Genomic DNA, 23,378 nt, shown 5'->3' with positions numbered 1-23,378 from the left:
GCCATGCTGACACTTACGTCCCTCGGCGGCGCAGGCACCGTCACCGGCTCGAAACATCTGCTCACCAACGGCGACAAACGCATCCTGATCGACTGCGGTCTGTTTCAGGGCCTCAAGAACCTGCGCGAGTTAAACTGGGAACCGCTGCCGATCGACCCTTCGAGCATCGACGCCGTTATCCTGACGCACGCCCATCTTGACCATTCGGGCTACCTTCCCAAGCTTGTGCGCGACGGCTTCAAGGGAAAGATCTATGCGACGGCGGCAACGCGCGATGTGGCAGAGCTCATCCTCAAGGACAGCGGCCACCTGCAGGAGAAGGACGCCGAATACGCCAACAGAAAAGGCTTCTCGAAACACAAGCCGGCGCTCGCGCTCTACGGCATCCGGGATGCCGAGCGCAGCCTTGAATTCTTCTCGCCCGTGCCCTTCGACAAGCCGGTCAAGCTCCCGTTCGGCGCGACGCTGACTTTCCGTCATGCCGGGCACATCCTGGGCGCCGCCACCGCCGAGATCGAATGGGGCGGACGCCGTGTCGCCTTCTCCGGCGATCTCGGCCGCTATGACGATCCGGTTCTTCCCGATCCGGCCCCTGTACCGGAGGCGGACTATGTGTTGATCGAATCGACCTACGGCAACCGCATGCACGATCCTGCCGATCCCACCGAAGCGCTCGGCGCCGTCGTCGAGCGAACAGTCGCGCGCGGCGGGACGGTCGTCGTTCCCGCCTTCGCCGTGGGTCGCGCGCAATCGCTCCTTTACCATCTCTGGAAGCTCAAAAGTACTGGGCGCCTGGCGAAGGTGCCTGTCTATCTCGACAGCCCGATGGCAATCGACGCCACCGACCTCCTCCACGCCCACCGTGGGGACCACCGCCTGACCCCGGAGCAATGTAAGGAGGTCTGCGCGATTGCGACCTACACCCGCGACGTCGACGGCTCGAAGGGCATCACGGCAAGCCCGTATCCCAAGGTGGTTATCTCGGCGAGTGGCATGGCCACCGGCGGGCGCGTGCTTCATCATCTGAAGGCGTTCGCGCCGCATGCACGCAATACGATCCTGTTCTCCGGTTTCCAGGCGGCCGGCACCCGCGGTCGTGCTATGCTGCAAGGCGCGCAGGAGACCAAGATCCATGGTGAATGGATTCCCGTTCGCGCCGCGGTCGAGGAACTGTCAATGCTGTCGGCGCATGCTGATTCCAGCGAGCTGATGCGGTGGTTGTCGGGCTTCCGCCGACCGCCGTCCCGGGTCTTCATCGTGCACGGCGAAGACGAAGGCTCCGAAGCGCTGCGCGTTCGCATTGACCGGGAGCTCGGATGGGATGCCGTCGTTCCCCGCCAGAACCAGAAGTTCGATCTATGACGTTCGCCGACACGACAATTCCCGCTCAACCGACCCTGCGGGCGAGGCGCATCCGCCTGCACACGCAGCATCAGGCCGTCGTCGTCATGCGCACCGATTGCCACGTCTGCCGGTCGGAGGGTTTGTCGGCGCGCTCACAAGTCCTTGTCTCCAACGGCAGCGGCGAGGTTCAGGCGACGCTGTTCCAGGTCGACGGTGACGGTCTAATCGCCCTCGACGAAGTCGGCCTCTCCGAAACCGCCTGGGAGCGGCTTGGCCTTGCCGACGGTGACGCGGTCAGGGTCAGCCATGCACCCGCGATCGACTCGCTGGCGAGCGTGCGTCAGCGCATCTACGGCAATCGGCTCGATTCGCGCGCCTTCGCAGAAATCCTGCGCGACATGGTCGCCGGGCGTTACACGGAAGTCCACCTAGCCGCTTTCCTCACGGCCAGCGCCGCCCTCCCCCTCGACGAGAACGAAACTGCCGACCTGACCGGCGCCATGGTGGACGTCGGCGAGCGGATGCGCTGGGACGCGCCAATCGTGGTCGACAAGCATTGCGTCGGCGGCCTTCCCGGCAACAGGACAACCCCGATCGTGGTCGCGATCGTCGCCGCGAACGGCTTGCTCATGCCCAAGACCTCGTCACGCGCCATCACCTCTCCGGCCGGCACCGCCGACACGATGGAAACGCTGGCGCCGGTGGAGCTCGACATCGCGACATTGAGGCGCGTCGTCGAACGCGAAGGCGGCTGCATCGCCTGGGGCGGCGCTGTGCATCTGAGCCCCGCCGACGACATTTTCGTCCGCGTCGAGCGCGAGCTCGACGTCGACACCGAAGGCCAGCTGGTCGCCTCCGTGCTGTCCAAAAAGATAGCGGCGGGGTCTACCCACGTCGTGATCGACATTCCCGTCGGGCCGACCGCCAAGGTGCGCGGTGAGAACGCGGCCGCTCAGCTCGGCCTGCGTCTCAACGCTGTTGCCTCACGGTTCGGGCTCGCCACGACTTGCATCCAGACGGACGGCTCGCAGCCCGTCGGTCGCGGCATCGGGCCGGCACTAGAAGCGCTGGACGTGCTCGCCGTATTGCAGAACGCAGCGGACGCCCCTGACGACCTGCGCCGCCGGGCGGCGACGCTGGCCGGTGCCGCACTCGAGATCGGCGGCAAGGCCGAACGGGGAGAAGGCGTCGTCCGCGCGCTCGAAACGCTCTCAAGCGGGAGGGCCTGGTCGAAGTTCGAGGCGATCTGCCGGGCGCAGGGCGGCCCTCGTACGCCACCGCGGGCGCCCAATGTCTATCCCCTGCTCGCGCCGCATACCGGGCGCGTCGTTCACATAAACAACCGCAAACTCTCGCGGCTTGCCAAGCTCGCTGGCGCACCCGAATCGAAGGCGGCGGGCGTTCACATGGAGGTTCGGCTCGGCGACGACATCGATCGGGGCCAGCCCCTGCTTCATGTCCATGCCGAGACGACGGGCGAGCTCGCCTATGCGCTCGATTATGCCGCGCGCGCAGGCGACATCGTCGAGGTCGAGACTTGAGATGGCGGCGCCCGGGAGGACGCCACCGGCGGAGTCCGCCCGAGGAATTCCCACTCGCCCATCGTCTGATGCATTGGACCGTGCTTGTCCTTTGCCTCGTACAGGTGCCGACGGCCTGGGCAATCCAGCGCACGCATATGGCGCACCTGTTCATGAAACCGCGCCCCTTCGACCTGTTCCTGCATCAGGTCCATGCCTGGAGCGGCTGGGCAATCCTTGGTCTTGTACTGGCGCAACTGGTCATGCGCCTTGCCTATGGCAGACCGCCGCCTGCCCGAGGCATGTCGGTCGTCGAGCGCATCATTGCCGCCGTTATGCATGTCGCGCTCTACGCCGTCTTGATCGCGCTGCCGGTCACCGGCACGATCGCCATGTATGTCACGTTCCGGATTGCGCCGGTTCACAGCCTGCTGAGCTGGACGTTGCTCGTTCTTGTCCTCCTTCATGCCGCAGCGGCGCTCTGGCATCATTTCTGGCGCCGCGACGACGTCCTTTGGCGCATGATCCGGAAGCCGCGATGATGCCGACTTCGTTTCATGGCCGTCAGCCCGCGGGAAGCTGACAGTGGACCCGTTGATCGCCAGGTTGGGCTTGGCGCTCGCCATTGGCCTGCTGGTAGGTCTCGAGCGTGGCTGGCGCGAGCGCGACGCCCCGGATGGCGCGAGAACGGCCGGTATCCGCACCTATGCCATTACCGGTCTTCTTGGCGGCCTGTTCGCCGCGCTCGCCAAGAGCGTCGCGGCACCATCGGTGCTGATCGCAGGGCTGCTGGCCTTCACCGCGGTCTTTGCCTGGTACAAGAGCCGCGAAGCCATTCAGGATGCGGATTTCAGCGTGACCGGTGTTGTCGCGGCCCTGGGCGTGTTCGTGCTCGGAGCACTGGCGGTTGCGGGGGATCACCGCGCCGCTGCCGCCGGAGGCACCGCACTTGCCGTCCTCCTCGCCAGTCGCGATCTGCTGCATGGTCTTCTCAGGCGCCTCTCCTGGATCGAGTTGCGCGCCGCGCTGGTGCTGGCGGTGATGACGGCGATCATCCTGCCGCTCCTCCCTGCGCAGGCGATCGATCCGTGGGGCGGCTTCAATCCGCAACAGATCTGGCTCTTCACAGTGCTGACTGCTGCAATCTCGTTCCTCGGCTATATTGCCGTCCGCCTGTTCGGAACCACACGTGGAGTGCTGGTGGGCGGATTGGCGGGGGCAGTGGTATCATCGACGGCGGTGACGCTGGCGCTCGCGCGTACGGCAACCGCAGGCGGCAATCCTTGGCCGCTGGCCGGAGCCGCCACGCTCGCCGCCGCCGTCTCGGTGCTCCGTGTTGCCGGCATCGTCGCGATCGTCTCACCATCAGTGCTCGGCGTCGCAGGACTTGCCATTCTTGCCGCGGTTCTGACTTTCGTGATGTGCGGCGGGGTGTTTCTGTCGCGCGGTGCAGTTCCAACCGACGCTGGACAAATGCCACGCAACCCCTTCGAATTGTGGGCACTGCTGGCCTTTGCGATCCTGTTTGCTGTGGTTTCGACCATAAGTGCTGCAGTTTCGGTCGGGAACACTGGTGGCATGGTGGTCACGTCGGCGATCACCGGCACCTTCGATATCGACGTTGCCGTGCTGAGCGCATTGCGGCTCCTTGGTGTCTCGGCAGACAGAGAGACTGTGGGGCACGCCGTGCTGCTCGCCCTGACAACGAACGCGGCTGGACGGTTGGTTGTCGCGGCCGGGACGGGGCCGGTGCGTTTTTGGCTCCCGATCGCGGTCGCCACCATTACGGCAGTCGGCTTGGGCTTCCTCGTCTTCGCGACACTTCCGCATTTCGACTGGCCTGGTACGCCGTCGTGATTGGTCTCATCATGACGACAACACTATCTGGCTGGAACGGCTTTACAGCATCGGATTGGCATTGATCCCGATCAAACAGGAAAACTTCCTGATGCGCTAGAGTTGAATCGAGGTGATTTGAGGTGGCTCTGGTGGCGAACATTTGCGAACGATTGAGAACGGCTGTCGTGGCCGCGTTGGTATTCGCCTTTCTGACGGCGTCCTTGACGACTGCCCACACCTTGCCGTGTCCAGACCCGGCCAATACTCAAACCGTTTCGGCAAGCGCCAACGTGGACGGCGTTCTCGTGCATGCAGGTTATCATGGTAGCGGCAAGAGGACCGACAGAAGCCTCGATCAGTGCTGCCAAAAATACTGCCTCAAGTGCTTCAGCCTTGTGCCGCCTGCCGCCCTCTTCGATGGTGCCCCCGTGGTGAGGGATCATGCATTGCCGATCGAGACCCAATCGGCCGGCATTTCTGTCCATCCTTCCCACGGGCCTCCCCGAAGCTGATCTGACCGAAACGACCCGATCGCGCATTGGGTCGCCGACCAGCGTCCGAAAGACGCACCGATCAGCTTGCCTGCCGATGCAGGCCACATCAGGAGTGAACCATGAACAGACGTCGTTTTCTCACAACGATCATGACCGGGACCGCCGCCGTCGGCGCGGCTTCCGTCATCCGCCCCTTCGGCGCCCTGCCTCAGGCCTCGGCCGCCGCGCCACCGCTCAGGCTCGGAATTGCCAGCCGCACGATCGAGGTCAACGGCAAGGCAGCACGCGTGTTCGGATTGATGCAGCCTGACGGCAAGCAAGGGATCCAACTGGACGCTGGATCGAGTTTCGATGTCGAGCTTGCAAACGTGATCGATGAACCGACCATGATCCACTGGCACGGCCTGACGCCGCCCTGGAAGATGGACGGCGTGCCGGACAATCCGATGGCCCTAATCAAGGCAGGCGAGGTCGTGCGCTATACCTTCCCTGTCGGTGCCGGCGGCACGCACTGGATGCACGCGCACACGCTTCAGGAGCAGAACCTGCTTGCCGCGCCACTTGTCGTCCGCACCGCGGCCGACAGGGAACGGGATGAACAGAACGTCGTCATCCTCCTGCACGACTTTTCCTTTACGCCGGCCGAGGAACTGCTGGCCAGGCTCAAGAGCGGACAAGCCCACGACGCCCGGTCGAGTGTACCTGCGACAGGGCAAGGGAAAATGGCCGGAATGCCGATGATGGATCATTCCGCCATGGGGCACGGCAATATGGAGATGGATGGCATGAACAAGGGCGGCATGCCCGGAATGGACATGGGCACAATGGGGGCCATGGACCTCAACGACATCGATTATGATGCCTACCTGGCCAACGATCGAACGCTCGACGATCCCGAAGTCGTGCAAGTGGAAAAAGGCGGCCGCGTCCGCCTGCGCATTATCAATGGCGCGACTGCCACAGCCTTCACCATCGACACCGGCGTCGTGCAGGGAACGCTCGTTGCTGTCGACGGCCAGGAGGTCGAACCGGTCGACGGCAAAACATTCCCGATCAGCATGGGTCAACGCCTCGATATCCGCTTGGAACTGCCTCAAGGAGCCGGAACCTATCCTGTTCTGGCCCTGCGGGAAGGGGCAATGGAACGCACGGGCGTGATCCTCGCCACAGCCGGAGCCCCCATCCAGCGTATCGCTCCCATTGCCGAGGCCGACGGTCCGATCGTGGGCAATTCCCTCGAGCAGCGCCTGCGGGCCGTAAGGCCGCTGGCCGTTCGTCCGGCAGACAGACGTTTCGAGATCGCCCTGACCGGCCAGATGCAAAGCTATGTATGGGGCATGGACGGCGCCTCGGATATGCGCACGCGTCAAGGGGAGCGGATAGAGATCACGATGCGCAACGCATCCATGATGGCGCATCCGATGCACCTGCACGGTCATCATTTCCAGGTAACCAACGTGAACGGCACCGCAATCTCCGGGGCCGTGCGCGATACGGCGCTAGTGCCACCCGGCGAAACCCTGACCTTCGTCTTCGATGCCAGCAATCCGGGCAAGTGGCCGCTGCACTGCCATCACCTCTACCACATGGCGACCGGCATGATGGCCTACGTCACCTATGAGGATCTTGGCTAGAACCTGTCGTTGCCTGGTGCCGGAATCCGAGCCGGCACCACGACGACTGTGCATCCTTAACCTCGATCAAAGATGCAGCCGCCGAGCGCTGGCATACAAAATGGTGCTCTTTCCTCTTAAGGCGGCGGGAAGCGGCGCGATCGAACTTTCGTTTCTAAGGATTTCTGGAATGACACAGCACAGTTCCATCCGGGTTGCCGTGAACGGCTATGGCGTAATCGGCAAGCGGGTGGCCGACGCCGTGCGTCTTCAGGCTGATATGGAACTCGTCGGTGTCTGCGACATCGCGAGCGACTGGCGCCTGCGCCCGCTTGAAGAGAAGGCGATTCCGCTCTACGCGGCGTCCGATGAGACGGCTGGCCCGATGAGGGCATCCGGCTTGTCGGTCGCCGGTACGCTCGATGCGCTGCTCCAGACCGCGGACATCGTCGTCGACTGCACACCCAAGCGCGTCGCCGCAACCAACGTCGAGCGGTACCGGGCCCGCGGCATCAAGTTCATCGTCCATGGCGGCGAGAAACACGCCGTGACCGGACACTCTTTCGTCGCAGAAAGCTCCTTTGCGAGCGCGATCGGCCGCCAGTCGACGCGCGTTGTGTCCTGCAACACGACCTCCATCGTTCGCACGCTTTCCGTCTTGAAGCGGGCCGGCCTGCTCAAACGCGCGCGCGGCACGCTGCTGAGGCGCGCCACCGATCCGTGGGAAAGCCATGAAGGCGGGATCATGAACACGCTCGTGCCCGAGCCCGAGATCCCGAGTCATCAGGGACCAGACGCCCAGAGCGTCGACCCCGACCTCGACGTGGTGACCATGGCCGTCAAGGTTCCCGAGACGCTGGCGCATCTCCATTATTGGTCCGTCCAGATGACCCGGGCGGCCGAGAAGGAGGAGGTGCTCGGGGCTTTCGGCGCTTCGTCGCGGATCGCGCTGATCCGAACCACGGACGGGCTCACCGCGATCAATACCGTGAAGGAGCTGATGGCCGACCTCGGCCGACCGCACGACAATCTCTACGAGGTGGCGCTCTGGGAAGACATGCTGCGCACGGAAGGCGACGAGCTGTTCTACGCCTACATGGTCGACAACCAGGCGATCGTCATTCCCGAGACGATCGATGCCATCCGTGCCTTGACCGGCCTCGCATCGGGTGCCGACTCTTCAATCGCGCTGACGAACGCGTCGCTCGGCATCCGGCAGCGGTTGTTCTAACGCGATGCGCGGCGGCCGCCTATAACCGGGGTAAAGCGCGTGAGCTCGCGGTTTTTCAGGATCGTCGCCGCCGCAGTCTCATTGACTCTGCTCTATCTAGCCGAGCGGCGCCGCGGCGTCGCCGCCGATGCCTCGGCCCTGCCAGTTCGCCTACGCCAGACGCTCGATGAGCTCGGCGGAACCTTCATCAAGATCGGTCAGGCCCTCAGCATGCGGCCCGACCTGTTCCCGGAGGACTATCTCAGGCAACTGCGCGACCTGCGCGAGCGTGCCCGGCCATTTTCCTCGACAGAGGCCAGGGCGGAACTTGAGCGCGCCTTGCGCCGGCCGGTCGAACAGGTGTTCCAGACATTCGACAGCGAACCTTTCGCAGCCGCTTCGATCGCCCAGGTCCATCGCGCCACCCTGCCCGACGGCCAGGAGGTGATCGTCAAGATAAGGCGCCCGCACATGCGGGAGCGGATCGACAGCGACATGCGGATACTCGTTGCCGTTGCCCGGATCGCCGGCGCGGCGATCCCGAGCTTCCGCCGCCTGCAGCCCGAGCGCCTCGCCCGCGAAATGTGGGCCAATCTCCGGCGCGAGACTGACCTTCTCCAGGAAGCGCGAAACATTCGACGATTTTCTGATGCCTACAGGCAGCGCACCGACGTCTACGTGCCGGAAGCATTCGAAACGCTATCAAGCGAAGCAATCCTCGTCCAGGTCATGAGCCATGGCCGATCGATCGAGGATTCGGCCATATCGCAGGACGGTTCGCGGATCGCGGGCGTCCTGGTCGATTTCTATCTTGAGCAACTGCTGACGACCGGTCTGTTTCATGGCGATCCGCATCCCGGCAATCTCTTCGTTATGGAGGACGGCCGGATCTGCTTTCACGATTTCGGGCTCGTGGGCCATCTTGACCACACGACACGGCGCAATCTCGGGATCTTTCTCCAGGCGTTCGTTCACCAGGACGCCGGATGGATGCTCGACGCGGCCATCGCTCTTTCGCTGATCGACCGGCAGGCGGAACGCACGGCATTCGTGCAGGGTATCGAAGAAATCCTCAGCGACTATTCCTCGCTGCCGCTGAAGGACTGGTCTATCGCCGATGCTTTCCTCAGGGTGATGCGGCTCGGTGACGGCGCCCGCGTCGTCGTTCCCTATAACCTCATGGTTTTCGTCAGGGCGCTTTTTCTGATTGAGGGCTGCCTGCGCCGGCTCGATCCCAACTTCAATGTGCTGGATACGATCATTGCCAAAGGCGAGGCCGCGTTGGCGCACACGCTGGGCGGCAGGCCTGACCCGGCAGCCATGGCGCGTCTCAAAACCGAGCTGGCGCTCTCCGCAGAGGACCTGCCCTCGCTGTTGGCCTCCTGGCTTCATCGCGCCCATCAGGACGGCGGAGACCTAGCCCTTGGTGTGCGTGTCCATCAATCGGACGAAACCGAGCGGCGGCTCGACCGCCGGGCGGCTCTCGCGGCGCTGGCGCTTCTGTCGGCTGGAATGCTGGTCACGTCCGCGCTGTTGGCGCAAGCGCATATTGGACCTGAGGTGATAGGGCTGCCCGTCACGGCCCTGATCGGATTTATCGTGGCGATCTGGATCTGCATGCGCGTCCTGCGGTGGATTAACATACTGTGGCGACGATGAGCGCTGCGTCGGTGCGGGCGCACCTGCACCGCCGCGCGCAGCGGACGGGCGGAGATCACAGGACCGTGGAAGCCGAAGATCCTGGGATCGAACGAACGCTGCTACTCCACTCCTCAACCTTCGCGGAAAACATAGGCACACGGGACGACGGCGATGGCGCTTATTGGGAACGAAGCCTGGGCGATCGCCTACTTGGTAGTGGAATGGACAATCCGCATTGTCATGGTTTTTGTCGTGCCCTTTCGACGTTCGCCCGACGCCGCGCGCAGCTGGCTGCTGCTAATATTTTTCCTGCCCCTTCCTGCACTTGCGGTCTATCTTGTTATCGGCAGACCGACCTATCCCCGCTGGCGCAGGGAACGCTTCGCCAGATTGCCGGAGGTCCTGGTCGCGGCATCGAAAGAGATTGCCCATTCTCACTTCTGCCGCCGTCCCGACTTGCCAGGCTCGCTGGCGGGACCGGCGCTCCTGATTGAAACCCTCGGCCAGTTCCCCGCGCTTTCTGGCAACAACGTCGAACTTCTTTCCAATTATGAGGGTGTTATCGACCGCATGGTCGTCGACATCGATCATGCGGAACGAACTGTCCATCTCCTGTTCTACATATTCGCAGACGACCGGACGGGTCTGCGCGTAATAGAAGCATTGGAACGGGCGGTCCTGCGAGGTGTCACATGCAGGGTACTGATTGATGCCATCGGGTCCCGGCAATGGCGGCACCAGGTGACGAGGCTGCTAACCCGAGCAGGTGTGGACGTTCAATTCGCTCTGAAGGTGGGGATCTTTCGGCGCAGATCGGCGCGTGCCGACCTGCGTAATCACCGTAAGGTTGCCGTCATAGACAGCCGCATCGGCTATATCGGCTCCCAGAACATAACAAACGCCCTATCTGCCTCCAACATCGCAAACGAGGAGTTGGTCGCACGAGTTGTCGGCCCGATCACGACAGAGCTGCAAGCCGTCTTTGTCGCCGACTGGTTCATGGAAACGGAGGAGGAACTGGCGGTATCCGCCCTTTTTCCACACCATCATCCCGATGCCGGGGCCGTTGCACAGGTCCTTCCAAGCGGTCCTGACTACCCGAACGCAGGGATTGGCAATGTAATTGCGGCTCTGGTTCACGGCGCAAGCAAGCGTGTCGTGATCACGACGCCCTACTTCGTCCCGGACGAACCTCTCCTTCAAGCACTCAAAACCGCCGTGCTGCGTGGGGTGGAGGTGCGTTTGCTGGTCTCGCGTCTCACGGATCACATCCTGGTGAAATTGGCGCAGCAATCCTACTACTCCGAACTCCTCCAGGCCGGTGTCCAAGTGCATCTCTATGAGGAGGTCTTTCTGCACGCCAAGCATATGACGTTTGATGATGAGATCTCGCTGCTGGGTTCCAGCAATGTCGACATCCGCTCTTTTGTCCTAAACGCCGAGGTAAGCCTTATCGTTTTTGACAAGGGTGTCACGGAACAGTTGCGCCGTGAGCAAGTGCGCTGCTTCGACAACACCGCGACGCTCACGCTCGACGGTTGGGAAAAACGTCCAATGATCCACAAGATTGGCGAGAACCTGGCGCGGCTGGCGAGCCCTCTCCTGTGAACAGCATCAGCGGCTTCCAAATGGAGCAATCGAACGCAACGCGATGCCCCACTTCGGCTGCGGGTGCATATGGGCGTATTCGTCGTGCGGATCTTGCTCTACGCTCGCACTTGGCACGGCAAACGCCGGCAATGCGACCGTACAGCGATCACGCCAGTGCGGGCCTGGCTCGCCTGCGCCACATCAGCGCCAGGAGATAGAGGGAGATCACCGCACCGCCGAAGCAGAACACCGAGATATAGGCGTAGGAGAAGAACGCATAGGTGATGACGAGGACGCCGGCGACGAGCAGGCCGAAAATCTTGATCTCCCAGCCTCGCACCAGCAGGAAGGGCACGATGACGACAGCAACGTAGATCGCGTAGGTCACGGTCCGGGAGACGAGCCCGTCGAGCAGATTGATGTCCTGATAGCGAACTGCCCAACGCAGGAAGGTCGTTGCCAGCCAGCCGTCATGGACAAAGTACGGAATGAACTGCAGGCCGCCCAGCATCGCGCCCGCGATGACGAACAAAAGGATGAGGTTCCGGCGCCCACCGCCCTCCAGGAAGTAGGCCGACAGAGGTACCCAGATCGGCCAGGCAATCCAGGTGAAGAACATGTAGAGCAAGGAATACTGGCCGACGCGATGCGTGTTGCCTGCGTGGCCCTCGATCCAGATCAAACCCTCCACCAGTTGCTGCAGACCGAACAGAAGCGGAAGGGTTGCGATCATCAGATAGCGGCGATCTGCCCGCCAGGCCGACGCGCCCGCCACCGCGCCGCCCGGGATGAGGACGGCGGCGGCACCCAGACTGACCTCCGCGGAAAGGCACATCTCAGGCTACCCCTACCAGATTGACCGGGCGACCGGCCGCAAAGCCTTCGATGTTGGCAAGGGTGGTGTCGATGATACGTCGCAGCGCCGCGTCGGTGTTGTAGGCGTTGTGCGGCGTGACCAGAACGTTCGGAAAGCGCAGCAGCACGTGGTTGGCGACAAGCGCCTTGAGATCGACCGTATCGACCGCCATGTTCTGGCGGAAGATCTCGGCCTCCTCACGGATCAGCGGCTCCTGCGGCAGCACGTCGAGACCGGCCGCGCGCAACTTGCCGCTTGCCAGCGCCCGCACCAGCGCCTCCGTGTCGACCACATTGCCGCGCGCGGTATTGATGAGGATGGCGCCGTCCTTCATAACGTCGAACTGCCGTTCGCCGATCATCCCGACGGTGTCCGGTGATGATGGTACATGCAACGTCACCACATCGGCCTGCGCCAGGACCTCGTCGAGCGCGCCATAGGTGAAGCCCAGCCGTGTCGCGGCGGCAGCGTCCTCGACCTGATCGAAGGCGAGGACCTTCATGCCGAAGCCATGCGCGATCTCGATCGTGCGGCGGCCGATGCGCCCTGTTCCAACAACCGCAATGACCTTGTCCCGCAACTCAAGACCACGCATGCCGGCCATCGAGAAACCGCCGCGGCGGGTCAGCGCGACACTCTCGACGATGTTGCGCGCAAGCGCCAGCAGCAGCGCGAAGGCGTGCTCGGCGACCGTCGCATCCCCGTAATCCGGCACATTGGCAACGGCGATACTTCGCTCTCGACAGGCGGTCAGGTCGATATGATCGTATCCCGCCGAACGGGTCGCGATGAGTTTCAGATCGGGCAATCGATCGATGATGCCGGAATCAAGGCGGGACGCCACGAAAGGGCTGATCACCTCCGCGTCCTCGAATTCGCCGACCGTGGTGATATTCAGCGGAGCCGTCGTGCAGCGGACGTCGTGCCGGCGCATCAGTTTTGCGCAGGCTTTCTTCTCCCAATCCTCCGCTTCGAACAGAACAACCCTCATCGAGGCTCCTTCTCCACTGTCAAATCATCCTTAAACCCCGATCCCACGACACTGTCGACCACCATCCGCACGACGTCGATTTCCTCCTGCGAGCGCATGGTCCCTGCGACGTGCACCCGACCCGCGGCGACATGGAGTTCCGGCTGTCGGCGCAGCACGGCGCCCGCCTCCTCGAGGCGGGCGCGCAGAGCCCGCGAGACCGCCGCATCGCCCCTGATCTCCGCATCCGGTCCGCCCGCCGAAATGACCTTGAGCAGGTCCGCCCTGCTGACGATGCCCACCAGCCGTGCGTCGCGCAGCACCGGCAGACGCTTGATCCGGTTGAGGCCGAGCAGCATCGCCACTTGCGACAGCGGGGCATCCTCGTCGATGGACAAAACCGGGGCCGACATCAGCGCACCGACCTTCCAGCTGCGGCTCTTGACGTAGGCCCGCGCACGCTCTTGCACTCCGCCGTCACCGAGAGGTGTGCCGAGCTCGGAGCGCCGCAGCAGGTCGCCTTCCGTGACCATGCCGATCAAGGCTTGTGCGTCGTCGAGCACCGGCAGGCCGCTGACATGTTCGGTGAGCATGATCTGCGCGGCGTGCCAGACGCTGTGCTCCGGGCTGATGGTGACCAATCGCGTCGACATCACATCTTGCACACGCATCCTCGTCCCTCGTCAACGCAAATAGGCTTCGGTGACGTAGCGGCGCATCATCCGATGAGAATTGAAGGACGACCCGATCTTGCTGATGGCTTGCTTCATCATCCAGATCCAGCGTCCCCGGTCACCGTGATAGAGGGGAAGCACCACAGCCCGCAGCTTGTCATAGAGCGCTCCCGCATCGCTCGCCTCGGCACCATTGCTGGGGATCGACCAGCCCGTCACACTCTCGACACAGCCCTCGATCCACCAACCATCGAGGACGCTCAGGTTGAGCGCGCCGTTGAGGGCGGCCTTCATGCCGCTCGTGCCGGATGCTTCGAGCGGCGGCAGCGGCGTGTTCAACCAGACATCGCAACCGGCGACCAACGCGGCGGCAACGTCGAGATTGTACCCAGGCATGAATACCGCCGGGATCGTGCCTTCAAGTGCATCGATATGCGCCCCCAGCGCGCGTATCGCTTCCTGCCCGCCGCCATCGTTCGGATGCGCAAGGCCGGCCAGGACGATCTGGAAAGGTTGAGCGTTCGCGATCTCGCGCAAGCGCTCCATGTCGGAGAAGATGAGCTCGGGCCGCTTATAGGCGGTCATGCGCCGCGCATATCCGATCAGCGGCAGGTCGGGACGCAATTGCCTCCCCGTCGCCTGCGCGATCCGTGCCAGCAGATCATGCTTTGCGTCCCCGTGTGCCGACCACAAGGCGTTGTCGCCGATCTGATCGGCGAAGGCGAGGACCTCGGGCTCGTGCGCCCAGTTTGAGAATTGCTGCTCGAACAGTCTGGCAATGGCGCCATGCGTCCATCGATGGACATGAACGCCATTGGTGATCGAGGCGATCGTATAGCCTGGGAAGAGTTTGCGCGTCGTCTCCGCGTGCCGGCGGGCGACACCGTTGACATAGCCGCTGAGATTCAGCGCCAGATGCGTCATATTGAGCTGATCGGCGCCGGCGAGGTGCGCCAGGATATCGCGTTCAATGTAGTCGCCGAGCACGCGCTCAACGAGGTCATAGTCGAATTTGTCGAACCCGGCTTCCACAGGCGTGTGCGTCGTGAACACGCAGCGCTCGCGAACCGCCGAGACGTCGTAGCTGTCGATCGGATCGGACGCGTGAACGCCGTCTGGCCGCCGCGTTCCTTTTAGAAGGGGCAGGGTTAGCAGCGCTGCATGGCCTTCGTTGAGGTGATATTTCTCGATGCGGAAGCCGAGCGCACGCAGCACGCTCTGGCCGCCGACGCCGAGCACGATCTCCTGCTTCAGCCGATAGGCCTGGTCCCCACCATAAAGCGCATCGGTGATCCGGCGATCCTCCACGGCGTTCTCCGCGAGATCCGTGTCGAGCAGCAGCACCGGGATGACATGCCCCAGCTGGCATTCCAGCGCATAGAGCCAGGGGCGCACCCACACCGCACGTCCCTCGATTGACACAGCTACCATCTGCGGCAAGGCGGTCGCAAAGTCTTGGGGCGACCACGGATCAGCATGGCTGACCTGCGCATGACTGTTGTCGATCTCCTGCCGCGCATAACCCTGGCGGCTCACGAGCGTAACGAACACCATTGGTAGATCGAGATCAGCCGCCGAGCGCGCCGAGTCCCCGGCGAGCACACCCAGCCCGCCGCTGTAAGTATGCATCTCGGCGCGAAGCGCGATCTCCATCGAGAAATACGCAAAGCGCGTCCGCTGAACAGCCCGATCCAGAAAATCCAAGAGTACCCTCCCGGTGTGAGGAAGCCCGCTTGTCGGCGTCACTCGCGCGATCGACGGATTATTTCTTCTTCTTGGCAGAATCTGCGACCTCATCCGTCGCTTCGGGCTCGGCGCCCTCCCCCACGATCTCGGCTTCGGCGCGCAGCCAGTGCTCTAGGTCGTGACCTTTCGGACAACCCTCACGCACCCAGATTTCATAAGCTCGCAGCTCGATCTTGGGTCGAACAACGTCCTTCTCCAGAGTGGCCTGCGCTTCTGACATGATAGTGCTCCTTCTTCGATGTCGGACTTCTTTTTGCGCATGGCAGTGTGAGCCCGAGTTGGACAGCAATCGTTGATGGAGGTTAAAGATGACGTACTGGCCCCCCAACTCCTTAACTCCAATGCTGTGTTATTCACTGAAGGTATGAAATTAGGCTTGGACATCGGGAGCGCCATGCATAGAGCAGCTAGAAGATGATGATTAGTGTAACCGGCACGACGATCTTGATGCGTGCTTCGGCACGTTGCAGATATTCGAACTGGCCGTTCCACCCGATGGTGTAGCCGGGCGGCAGTGTCACCTGCTCCGCAACAGCCCTTCGGGCATCGGCGACATAGCCGCCGAGATCACGGCCTCTGACGTCGACGCAGACATAGTTCGCAAGCTGGCCGTTCTCGGTGCTGATCGAGGTGGCACCGCGCCTGAGCTCGACCTTGCTCCGAACTGTGTCGATCGGGAGCGACATGTCCGTTCCCGATCAAAGCGGTGATGGCGTAGCTCCTCTGGCCACCGAAGCCCTCCACATTGATGGGCGAGAAGTCGAACCGGACCCGTCCAGGCTGGCCTTTTGGCGAACCGCGCAGGGTAGCCTCGTCGTTCCCGACACCTTAATCGAGATTAAAGACTCCGCCAGACGGGCATTGCTATCTCAACAACAGTTGCCTCGCGGTCGGCTTACGGGCGGTGGCGCAAACCATGCACCTACCGAGCCCACGCGCGATACTGGAGGAGCAATATGACCAGAACTCAGATAGGCAAACGCGGTAACGCTCGCCGTTCAAAGCTTACAGCGAGCAGCGCCGCCCTCTACGGCTTTCGCGCTATCGCCGCCTTTTACCTGATCACGGAGCGTCGTGCTCACACTCTGGGCTGGTTGCCTTGGCTTCTCATTTTGAGTTGTCCGGTACTCCATATCTTTATGCATCGGAAGCATGGCGCATATGGACATAATCATCACGAAAGGCGTGCCGACCAAGACAGCCGCTGGCCTCCAATGGATCAGCTTCAGGTAGCGAGAGCGAAGCATGACCAACGGCACTTCGAATCGCGACATGCCAGATCCGAAACCCGTTACTCGCTGCGCGGCTCGTCGCTGCACGGATACGAGCGAACGAGGGGCGAGGGTGATCGACGCGGGTATCGGACAGCTTGGACCCGAACAGTGGCGCGAGCCGTTGGATTTGGCATCTCCTGAATTTAACGGCCTAGCGCCTCGTAGGAGGCTGCTGTCATGGCTAGGCGACCACCTGCAATAGAGCTGCGTCACCTTAACACCTTCGTGGTCGTGGCCGAGCATGGCAGCTTCCGCAAAGCCGGGGCGGCCATCGGGCTATCGCAATCAGCGGTCAGTCGATGTATTGCTGACCTTGAGGATCAAATCGGCGCCTCGCTGTTTCACCGGCACACCTGGGGGATTTCGCTGACCCATGCAGGGCAACGGTTCCTTGGGCGGGCAAGACAAATTCTCAGAAACGTCGACGACGGAGCCGAAGATATTGCTGCCATAGGGCGTTCTGAAGACGGCTTCGTGAGGATCGGAATATTCTCATCGATTGCCTCGGGGTTTCTTGCAGAACTATTGCGTGCATATCATCGCGCGCATCCGAGGGTTCAGGTTGAACTCATCGATGGCAATCATTCAGAGCATGTGGCGGCGATCCGCCAGTTTTCTCTTGACGTCGCCTTCCTTACCGGCACCCGCCTCTGGTCTGATTGCGACACCTCGTATTTTTGGTCTGAGCGCGTCTTTGCGGTTCTACCGGAAGATCATTCGTTAGCCGGGCGCGACGAGGTCGATTGGACCGACCTTGTTGACGAAACTTTCGTCGTGAACGACGTGGCCCCCGGCCAAGAAATTCACGACTACCTGGTTCAGCGCTTGGCTGGTCTGGGTCAGCACCCTGAGATCACCGTCCATTTTGTCGGACGAGAGAACCTGCTCCCACTCGTGGCTCTGGGCCGCGGATTGACGGTCGTTAGCGAGGCGATGACTGCGGCTCAGTTCCCCGGCGTGTGCTATCGGGCGATTCTCGGGGAAATCTTGCCATTTAGCGCCGTATGGTCTCCACGTAATGACAACCCGGCCTTCCGAAGGTTGCTTAGCATGGCGCGTTCTATGGCAACGTCGTGGTCTCCGGGCTCGACAGGGTCAAACGCGCAATAGCGCGCCCTCTCCTGAGCCTGTGTAAGATGCAGGGATTGGTCGGGCGGCTCAAGAAGCCGCCCGACCGGCGTTATTTGCCACGATCGGCGAGCCACTTCTTCATCATGGCGATCTCGCCTTCCTGGGCTTTGATCACGTCTTCTGCGAGCTTGCGGACCTCAGGGGCGCGACCGTACTCGAGAACGACCTTTGCCATGTCGATAGCGCCCTGATGATGGGGAACCATGCCGCGCATGAAGTCGACATCGGCATCGCCTGAATAGTCCATCAGCATGTTCTTCTGCATGCTTTCCATGACGGCCATGTAAGCCTTGGTCGAGGGTTCGTCCGCGGCGGACATGTCCATGCCCTGCATGTTCATGCCGGGCATATTGTGCCCCTGCATAGCGCCATTGTTTTCCATCTGGGTTTGAGCGAGTGCCAGGCCCACGCTGATGGCGATTGCGCCACCTATGAAAATCGGGGTTAGCCTGTTCATCGTTTCATCCTCATCAGGTTGCGACCGCAGGATAGCCGGCTTCTTCCAGAACGCGCTCGATATCGGCGACGGTTGCCGCCGTCTCGACCTTGACCGTGCGAGCGGCGGGGTCCGGCTTGACCGTAGCGTTCGGGTCGACGGACTGGATCGCCTTTGTCACCGACCTTGCGCAGCCCCCGCAGGTCATGTTTTCGATCTTGAGCAGCATGAGAAATCTCCTTTGTTCGGCTCTCATGCTGAACAAGATGGGCCTTCCAACGATGGTAAGGTCAAGGGTCACATGCAAGGATTTATTCTATTGACCTTCCTATCGTTGGAAGCCTGATCCTCCTCCAGAATTTGATTCTTCGAATAAGAAAGGAAGAGGCGATGAATGCCCCCGTCCGCACCAATGAGATGTCTGAAGCTATATCGCTGCCGATAGAGGGCATGACCTGCGCGTCGTGCGTTGGCCGAGTCGAACGAGCCCTGAAGGCTGTTCCCGGTGTCGAGGCCGCATCGGTCAATCTGGCTACGGAACGCGCGAATGTCACCACCAGATCATATGTTGACAAGGCAATTCTGATCGAGGCGATCGAGAAGGTCGGCTATTCGGTACCGTCCCAAGCCGCAGGGCCGACCGGCCTCGTAGAGCTGTCGATCCAAGGCATGACATGCGCGTCGTGTGTCGGGCGGGTCGAGCGCGCCTTGAAGGCTGTTTCAGGGGTTACCGAGGCAGTGGTCAATCTGGCCACGGAACGGGCCACGGTGCGCGGCGGCGCCAACACGGCTGAGTTGATCGCCGCCATCGCAGATGCTGGCTACGAAGCCGAGGTAGTGCGCGCAAATGCCGGCCCTGACCACGAGGATGCAAATGCCGAGCAAGCGGAGAGAAAGGAAGCGGAGCGGCGCGAACTGGCCCGTGATTTCACGATGGCTGCGGTGCTTACAGCTCCAGTCTTTCTCATGGAAATGGGATCCCATGTCATCCCAGGCGGTCGTGCATTGATCGAATCGACAATCGGCATGCAGTGGAGCTGGTACATCCAGTTCGTGCTGACGACCCTCGTGCTCTTCGTTCCGGGCATTCGCTTCTATGACAAGGGAATTCCAGCCCTCTGGCGGATGGCGCCCGACATGAATTCACTGGTGGCGGTCGGTTCGCTTGCTGCCTACGGCTACTCCTTGGTTGCAACCTTCGCACCGGGCTTCCTCCCGCCTGGAACGATCAACGTTTATTTCGAAGCTGCGGCAGTCATAGTCACTCTCATCCTGCTTGGCCGCTTGCTGGAAGCCCGTGCCAAAGGGCGCACGTCCGAGGCGATCAAGCGGCTGGTCGGCCTTCAGGCAAAGACTGCGCGGGTTCGCAGGGATGGCAAGACGGTCGACTTGCCGATCGGTTCGGTGACTTCCGACGACATCGTTGAGGTTCGCCCCGGCGAACGCATTCCCGTCGATGGTGAAGTGGTCGAAGGTGATAGCTATGTCGATGAGTCGATGATTACCGGAGAACCTGTTCCGGTCTCGAAGGCGATCGGTAGCGTGGTCGTGGGCGGCACTGTCAACCAGAAGGGCGCCTTCGCTTTCCGGGCGACGGCGGTCGGCGGGGATACGGTTCTGTCGCAGATCATCCGTATGGTGGAGGAGGCACAGGGTTCCAAACTTCCCATCCAGGCGCTGGTCGACAAGGTAACCATGTGGTTTGTGCCAGCGGTCTTTGTGGTAGCGGCGTTCACTTTTGCTTCCTGGCTGTATTTCGGGCCGTCGCCCGCCCTCACCTTCGCGCTGGTCAACGCTGTCGCCGTCCTGATCATCGCCTGCCCCTGCGCCATGGGTCTGGCTACGCCGACGTCCATTATGGTCGGCACAGGTCGCGGTGCGGAGCTGGGGGTCCTCTTTCGCAAAGGCGAGGCGCTCCAGTTGCTGAAAGACGCCAGTGTGGTCGCCGTGGACAAGACGGGTACGCTAACCGAAGGAAAGCCGGCCTTGACCGATCTGGAACTTGCCGCAGGCTTCGACCGACCCGAGGTTCTGGGTACGGTGGCTGCTGTCGAGGCGAAATCGGAACATCCAATCGCGCGGGCGATCGTGGATGCGGCCGCTGCGGAAGGCGTTCGGATGCCGGCGGTGTCTGACTTTGAATCGGTAACAGGCTTCGGTGTGAAAGCTTTGGTCGAGGGTCGGCGCGTCGAAATCGGCGCTGATCGATACATGGTCGAGCTCGGTCATGACGTTGCGCAGTTTAGCGAGACGGCCGAACGTCTCGGTAACGAGGGTAAGTCGCCGCTCTATGCTGCGATAGAGGGAAAGATCGCGGCGATCATCGCAGTGGCCGACCCGATCAAGGAGACCACGCCCGCCGCAATCAAGGCGTTGCACGGTCTTGGCCTGAAGGTTGCGATGATCACCGGGGACAACATGCGCACCGCCAAGGCCATCGCCGCTCAACTCGGGATCGATGACGTGGCGGCGGAGGTGTTGCCGGACGGCAAGGTTGATGCGGTTCGCCGTCTCAAGGAACAATATGGCAAGGTGGCCTTCGTCGGCGACGGAATCAACGACGCCCCGGCCTTGGCGGAGGCGGATGTAGGTCTCGCCATTGGGACGGGCACGGACATAGCAATCGAAGCCGCCGACGTCGTACTGATGTCAGGCAGCCTGCAAGGCGTGCCCAACGCGATAGCGTTGTCGAAGGCGACAATCGGCAACATTCGACAGAACCTATTCTGGGCATTCGCTTACAATACGGCGCTCATCCCTGTGGCGGCGGGCGCGCTTTTCCCCGGATTCGGTATCCTTCTCTCGCCCGTGTTCGCGGCGGGCGCGATGGCCTTGTCGAGTGTGTTCGTGCTGGGCAATGCCCTGCGGCTTCGTCGCTTTCGGGCTGCTCATTAATGAAGGGTGACGCCGCCTGCCAAGGACGGCGTCCACTACGAAGGGAAATCGCTCATGAACATTGGACAAGCATCCAGAGCATCCGGCGTTTCGGCCAAGATGATCCGCTACTACGAGCAGACCGGCTTGATACCACGGGCAGATCGTACAGGGTCCGGCTATCGGGACTACTCAGATACAGACGTGCATATGCTGCGTTTCATCCGTCGCGCACGCGACCTTGGCTTCTCCGTCGCTGAGATCAACGGACTTCTGGAACTGTGGCGGGACGAGTCGCGCCAGAGTGCGGAGGTCAAGCGGTTGGCCGAGGGTCATATCGCGGAACTTGAGAGAAAGATCCAAGCCTTGCAGGAAATGGCACAAACACTGAAGATGTTGGTCAACGCCTGCCGTGGCGACCATCGCCCTCACTGTCCAATTCTCACGCGCCTGGAGACCGATGAGGAGGACGAGGATGTGTCGATTAGGCCGCGCAAAGGCGCAGTCGCGGGCATTTCCGAATGAGTGCCGCTTTTGGGCGGCACTCGCTTGCGGGTTAATAGAACCGTTGCGTGACGCCGAGGGCGGTGTTGGTCCGTGCAATGGAAAACTCGGCATTCTGTGTCAGGCCAGACAATGCGCGAATGGCGTCGATCGTATCAGGAATAACGATCGCTTGATTGTCCACCATGTAGGCGTAGAAGAGCTCATCCCGCTCGGTGCGCAGCATGTCCTCCCATAGCGCGACTTCATATAGGTTGCCGAACGGCCTATCGAGGTCAGCCATCAGTTCCTTGATCGTGTTGATAGCGGTGAGGCCGTCGGCCGTTCGTACTAGAGCTATCCGGGACGACGCGCGGAATGCGTCAAGGACTTCCTCCTTCTCCGCATTTCGCGTGAGCTGCACCGACCAGTAGTGCAGATGTGCAATTGTCTCCGGCACCTTCACGGCCATGGTCACGACATCCAGATCCGGGTCGACTTTCTGGGCATCTGGACCCTGATGGCTAGGTATCTCGGGCTCGGGAACGAGCGTATTCATTATGCCGCCAAGGTGGCTTTCCCAAGGGTCCGTTGCCCGTCTCAGCAAGGTGCCTTGAGCGCGCTTCAGAGCGGTCAGCGTTCGGACGATAGACATGGTGTTGCACGACACGACACGGGTCGCATCACGTCCGACCGCACTGGCGAAGGAGTTTTGCGCGGCAAAGGAGAAGTTGCACGCCCTTTGGAACCGACCAGCGTTTCAAGAGTTCAGTACCCATACCATGTAGGGGTATTGGCATGTGCGACAAAGACAGGAGCAGTATTCTGACCTCTCTTAACCGAATTGCCGGACAGGTCCGCGGCGTCGGTCAGATGGTGGAGGATGAGCGCTATTGCATCGAAATCCTTCATCAGCTTCATGCAGTAAAAGCCGCTCTCTCGAAGGTCGAAACTCAAGTGCTGAAGGCCCATGCGGCTTGTTGCGTTGAAGAAGCGATCATCTCGGGCAATGCGGAGGTTCAGCGACGAAAGTTTGATGAATTGGTCGACGTTTTCGCGAAGGCCAAGCTCTAGGCGTGCAAGCGATTTACGGGTTCGGAGTAAGCACGCCGGGCCATATCGCATGACAACGTCAAAGTGATTGAGCGTACCCCGGTACTATACATGCAAAAGGAGACACCGATGTCAGAAATCCATCAAGCGCATGGCGGTCACTCCGATGGTTCCCACGGCCGACCATATCTCATGTTTTGGATCAATATGATCCTGGGTCTCATCGTTATGTATGTCGTGATGTTCTCGATGATCGACGGTTGGGGTGATTTTCGCAACAACTTCAATATGTTCTACATGGCCATCACCATGTGGGCTCCAATGGGTATCTTCATGCTGGCAACAATGCCCGGCATGTTTCGCCACCGCAGCGTGAATATAGTACTCTACCTCCTTTTCGTTTTGCTAACCGCCGGTTCGTTCTGGGCCACGCGGAGTCAGGCGCTGATCGACGATCGGCAATTCGTCGACTCGATGATTCCCCACCATTCGGGAGCAATCCTGATGTGTCGGGAAGCGGACCTTCGCGATGCCGAACTGAAAACTTTGTGCGAGTCGATCACAAAGGCGCAACGCGAGGAGATTCAGCAAATGGAGCAAATTAGGCAGCGTCTATAGCTCGTAACTCGA

Annotated in this window: 21 protein-coding genes and 2 pseudogenes; 14 read left to right on the top strand and 9 right to left on the bottom strand. The window is 61.5% G+C overall.

The annotated features are described in order from the left end of the window. Positions 1-3: 3 nt before the first annotated feature. The 8 genes from JZY08_RS20660 (at position 4) to cls (ending at position 11,269) form a co-directional block, all read left to right on the top strand. Positions 4-1,362, top strand: coding sequence for an MBL fold metallo-hydrolase RNA specificity domain-containing protein (locus JZY08_RS20660; protein ID WP_112585940.1), 1,359 nt, complete (start codon positions 4-6; stop codon positions 1,360-1,362). After that, positions 1,359-2,885 (top strand): thymidine phosphorylase family protein, encoded by a 1,527-nt coding sequence (locus JZY08_RS20655; protein WP_112585230.1) that lies wholly within the window; start codon positions 1,359-1,361, stop codon positions 2,883-2,885. The genes JZY08_RS20660 and JZY08_RS20655 overlap by 4 nt, the downstream gene beginning before the upstream one ends. Then, positions 2,882-3,406 carry a cytochrome b/b6 domain-containing protein gene (locus JZY08_RS20650; RefSeq protein WP_278025777.1) on the top strand — a complete coding sequence of 175 codons (525 nt, stop codon included), beginning with the start codon at positions 2,882-2,884 and terminating at the stop codon, positions 3,404-3,406. The genes JZY08_RS20655 and JZY08_RS20650 overlap by 4 nt, the downstream gene beginning before the upstream one ends. A gap of 43 nt (positions 3,407-3,449) precedes the next feature. Continuing rightward, positions 3,450-4,721 (top strand): MgtC/SapB family protein, encoded by a 1,272-nt coding sequence (locus JZY08_RS20645; protein WP_077546184.1) that lies wholly within the window; start codon positions 3,450-3,452, stop codon positions 4,719-4,721. Positions 4,722-5,316: 595 nt separating this feature from the next. After that, positions 5,317-6,831: a multicopper oxidase family protein gene (locus tag JZY08_RS20640; protein ID WP_112585228.1), complete on the top strand. Its 1,515-nt coding sequence runs from the start codon at positions 5,317-5,319 to the stop codon at positions 6,829-6,831. Between the two features lie 169 nt (positions 6,832-7,000). Further along, positions 7,001-8,041, top strand: a complete 1,041-nt coding sequence (locus JZY08_RS20635; protein ID WP_077546182.1) for a type II glyceraldehyde-3-phosphate dehydrogenase — start codon at positions 7,001-7,003, stop codon at positions 8,039-8,041. 39 nt (positions 8,042-8,080) lie between these two features. Then, positions 8,081-9,679, top strand: a complete 1,599-nt coding sequence (locus JZY08_RS20630; protein WP_112585226.1) for an AarF/UbiB family protein — start codon at positions 8,081-8,083, stop codon at positions 9,677-9,679. A 153-nt stretch (positions 9,680-9,832) separates the two neighbouring features. Continuing rightward, a complete protein-coding gene (gene cls, locus JZY08_RS20625; protein WP_112585224.1) occupies positions 9,833-11,269 on the top strand; it encodes a cardiolipin synthase in 1,437 nt (478 codons plus the stop codon). Positions 11,270-11,417: 148 nt separating this feature from the next. Here the strand turns inward: cls and JZY08_RS20620 are convergent, their stop codons facing one another. The 6 genes and pseudogenes from JZY08_RS20620 to JZY08_RS20595 form a co-directional block, all read right to left on the bottom strand. Further along, complete coding sequence (locus JZY08_RS20620) at positions 11,418-12,086, bottom strand: DUF6629 family protein (protein ID WP_077546179.1); 669 nt, start codon at positions 12,084-12,086, stop codon at positions 11,418-11,420. A 1-nt stretch (position 12,087) separates the two neighbouring features. Then, positions 12,088-13,098 carry a hydroxyacid dehydrogenase gene (locus JZY08_RS20615; protein ID WP_050747022.1) on the bottom strand — a complete coding sequence of 337 codons (1,011 nt, stop codon included), beginning with the start codon at positions 13,096-13,098 and terminating at the stop codon, positions 12,088-12,090. Then, entirely contained in the window at positions 13,095-13,748 is a 654-nt protein-coding gene (locus tag JZY08_RS20610; protein WP_112585223.1) for a CBS domain-containing protein, read from the bottom strand. Before JZY08_RS20610 ends, JZY08_RS20615 begins: the two co-directional genes overlap by 4 nt. Positions 13,749-13,760: 12 nt before the next feature. Beyond that, the gene (glgP, locus tag JZY08_RS20605; RefSeq protein ID WP_197284066.1) at positions 13,761-15,455 is read right to left on the bottom strand and encodes an alpha-glucan family phosphorylase; all 1,695 of its coding nucleotides are present in this window, start codon (positions 15,453-15,455) and stop codon (positions 13,761-13,763) included. Between the two features lie 58 nt (positions 15,456-15,513). Further along, complete coding sequence (locus JZY08_RS20600) at positions 15,514-15,717, bottom strand: DUF2934 domain-containing protein (RefSeq protein ID WP_050747024.1); 204 nt, start codon at positions 15,715-15,717, stop codon at positions 15,514-15,516. A 190-nt stretch (positions 15,718-15,907) separates the two neighbouring features. Continuing rightward, a pseudogene (locus JZY08_RS20595) lies at positions 15,908-16,180 on the bottom strand (efflux RND transporter permease subunit); the annotation flags it as partial. 273 nt (positions 16,181-16,453) lie between these two features. Between JZY08_RS20595 and JZY08_RS20590 the strand changes: the two are divergent. Both JZY08_RS20590 and JZY08_RS20585 read left to right on the top strand, forming a co-directional pair. After that, positions 16,454-16,912: a DUF2933 domain-containing protein gene (locus tag JZY08_RS20590; RefSeq protein ID WP_112585221.1), complete on the top strand. Its 459-nt coding sequence runs from the start codon at positions 16,454-16,456 to the stop codon at positions 16,910-16,912. Positions 16,913-16,948: 36 nt separating this feature from the next. Then, positions 16,949-17,881 carry a LysR family transcriptional regulator gene (locus tag JZY08_RS20585; RefSeq protein ID WP_112585219.1) on the top strand — a complete coding sequence of 311 codons (933 nt, stop codon included), beginning with the start codon at positions 16,949-16,951 and terminating at the stop codon, positions 17,879-17,881. A gap of 70 nt (positions 17,882-17,951) precedes the next feature. On the opposite strand, the gene JZY08_RS20580 is transcribed toward JZY08_RS20585, so the two are convergent. Further along, positions 17,952-18,359, bottom strand: coding sequence for a DUF305 domain-containing protein (locus JZY08_RS20580; RefSeq protein ID WP_112585217.1), 408 nt, complete (start codon positions 18,357-18,359; stop codon positions 17,952-17,954). Between the two features lie 13 nt (positions 18,360-18,372). Beyond that, entirely contained in the window at positions 18,373-18,567 is a 195-nt protein-coding gene (locus JZY08_RS20575; RefSeq protein ID WP_077546174.1) for a heavy-metal-associated domain-containing protein, read from the bottom strand. Between the two features lie 161 nt (positions 18,568-18,728). On the opposite strand from JZY08_RS20575, the gene JZY08_RS20570 reads away from it, so the two are divergent. Beyond that, a complete protein-coding gene (locus tag JZY08_RS20570; RefSeq protein WP_142174936.1) occupies positions 18,729-21,233 on the top strand; it encodes a heavy metal translocating P-type ATPase in 2,505 nt (834 codons plus the stop codon). Positions 21,234-21,287: 54 nt separating this feature from the next. Continuing rightward, the gene (gene cueR / locus JZY08_RS20565; protein ID WP_112585213.1) at positions 21,288-21,737 is read left to right on the top strand and encodes a Cu(I)-responsive transcriptional regulator; all 450 of its coding nucleotides are present in this window, start codon (positions 21,288-21,290) and stop codon (positions 21,735-21,737) included. A gap of 31 nt (positions 21,738-21,768) precedes the next feature. Here cueR and JZY08_RS20560 read toward each other — a convergent pair. Further along, a pseudogene (locus JZY08_RS20560) lies at positions 21,769-22,422 on the bottom strand (type II glyceraldehyde-3-phosphate dehydrogenase); the annotation flags it as partial. A gap of 71 nt (positions 22,423-22,493) precedes the next feature. Here JZY08_RS20560 and JZY08_RS20555 point away from each other — a divergent pair. Further along, positions 22,494-22,769: a metal-sensitive transcriptional regulator gene (locus JZY08_RS20555; protein ID WP_097136800.1), complete on the top strand. Its 276-nt coding sequence runs from the start codon at positions 22,494-22,496 to the stop codon at positions 22,767-22,769. A 108-nt stretch (positions 22,770-22,877) separates the two neighbouring features. Then, positions 22,878-23,366 (top strand): DUF305 domain-containing protein, encoded by a 489-nt coding sequence (locus JZY08_RS20550; protein WP_097136803.1) that lies wholly within the window; start codon positions 22,878-22,880, stop codon positions 23,364-23,366. Positions 23,367-23,378 lie beyond the last annotated feature (12 nt).

It is taken from the genome of Rhizobium sp. X9 (assembly GCF_018873185.1).
Classification (GTDB): Bacteria; Pseudomonadota; Alphaproteobacteria; order Rhizobiales; family Rhizobiaceae; genus Agrobacterium; species Agrobacterium oryzihabitans.
This window is presented reverse-complemented; position numbering and strand designations above follow the sequence as displayed.

Bases quoted from the DNA above. Each gene is read 5' to 3' on its own strand.
- JZY08_RS20660 (WP_112585940.1), top strand. From the start codon at position 4: ATGCTGACACTTACGTCCCTCGGCGGCGCAGGCACCGTCACCGGCTCG.
- JZY08_RS20655 (WP_112585230.1), top strand. From the start codon at position 1,359: ATGACGTTCGCCGACACGACAATTCCCGCTCAACCGACCCTGCGGGCG.
- JZY08_RS20640 (WP_112585228.1), top strand. From the start codon at position 5,317: ATGAACAGACGTCGTTTTCTCACAACGATCATGACCGGGACCGCCGCC.
- JZY08_RS20635 (WP_077546182.1), top strand. From the start codon at position 7,001: ATGACACAGCACAGTTCCATCCGGGTTGCCGTGAACGGCTATGGCGTA.
- cls (WP_112585224.1), top strand. From the start codon at position 9,833: ATGGCGCTTATTGGGAACGAAGCCTGGGCGATCGCCTACTTGGTAGTG.
- JZY08_RS20620 (WP_077546179.1), bottom strand. From the start codon at position 12,086: ATGTGCCTTTCCGCGGAGGTCAGTCTGGGTGCCGCCGCCGTCCTCATC.
- JZY08_RS20615 (WP_050747022.1), bottom strand. From the start codon at position 13,098: ATGAGGGTTGTTCTGTTCGAAGCGGAGGATTGGGAGAAGAAAGCCTGC.
- JZY08_RS20610 (WP_112585223.1), bottom strand. From the start codon at position 13,748: ATGCGTGTGCAAGATGTGATGTCGACGCGATTGGTCACCATCAGCCCG.
- JZY08_RS20600 (WP_050747024.1), bottom strand. From the start codon at position 15,717: ATGTCAGAAGCGCAGGCCACTCTGGAGAAGGACGTTGTTCGACCCAAG.
- JZY08_RS20590 (WP_112585221.1), top strand. From the start codon at position 16,454: ATGACCAGAACTCAGATAGGCAAACGCGGTAACGCTCGCCGTTCAAAG.
- JZY08_RS20585 (WP_112585219.1), top strand. From the start codon at position 16,949: ATGGCTAGGCGACCACCTGCAATAGAGCTGCGTCACCTTAACACCTTC.
- JZY08_RS20580 (WP_112585217.1), bottom strand. From the start codon at position 18,359: ATGAACAGGCTAACCCCGATTTTCATAGGTGGCGCAATCGCCATCAGC.
- JZY08_RS20575 (WP_077546174.1), bottom strand. From the start codon at position 18,567: ATGCTGCTCAAGATCGAAAACATGACCTGCGGGGGCTGCGCAAGGTCG.
- JZY08_RS20570 (WP_142174936.1), top strand. From the start codon at position 18,729: ATGAATGCCCCCGTCCGCACCAATGAGATGTCTGAAGCTATATCGCTG.
- cueR (WP_112585213.1), top strand. From the start codon at position 21,288: ATGAACATTGGACAAGCATCCAGAGCATCCGGCGTTTCGGCCAAGATG.
- JZY08_RS20555 (WP_097136800.1), top strand. From the start codon at position 22,494: ATGTGCGACAAAGACAGGAGCAGTATTCTGACCTCTCTTAACCGAATT.
- JZY08_RS20550 (WP_097136803.1), top strand. From the start codon at position 22,878: ATGTCAGAAATCCATCAAGCGCATGGCGGTCACTCCGATGGTTCCCAC.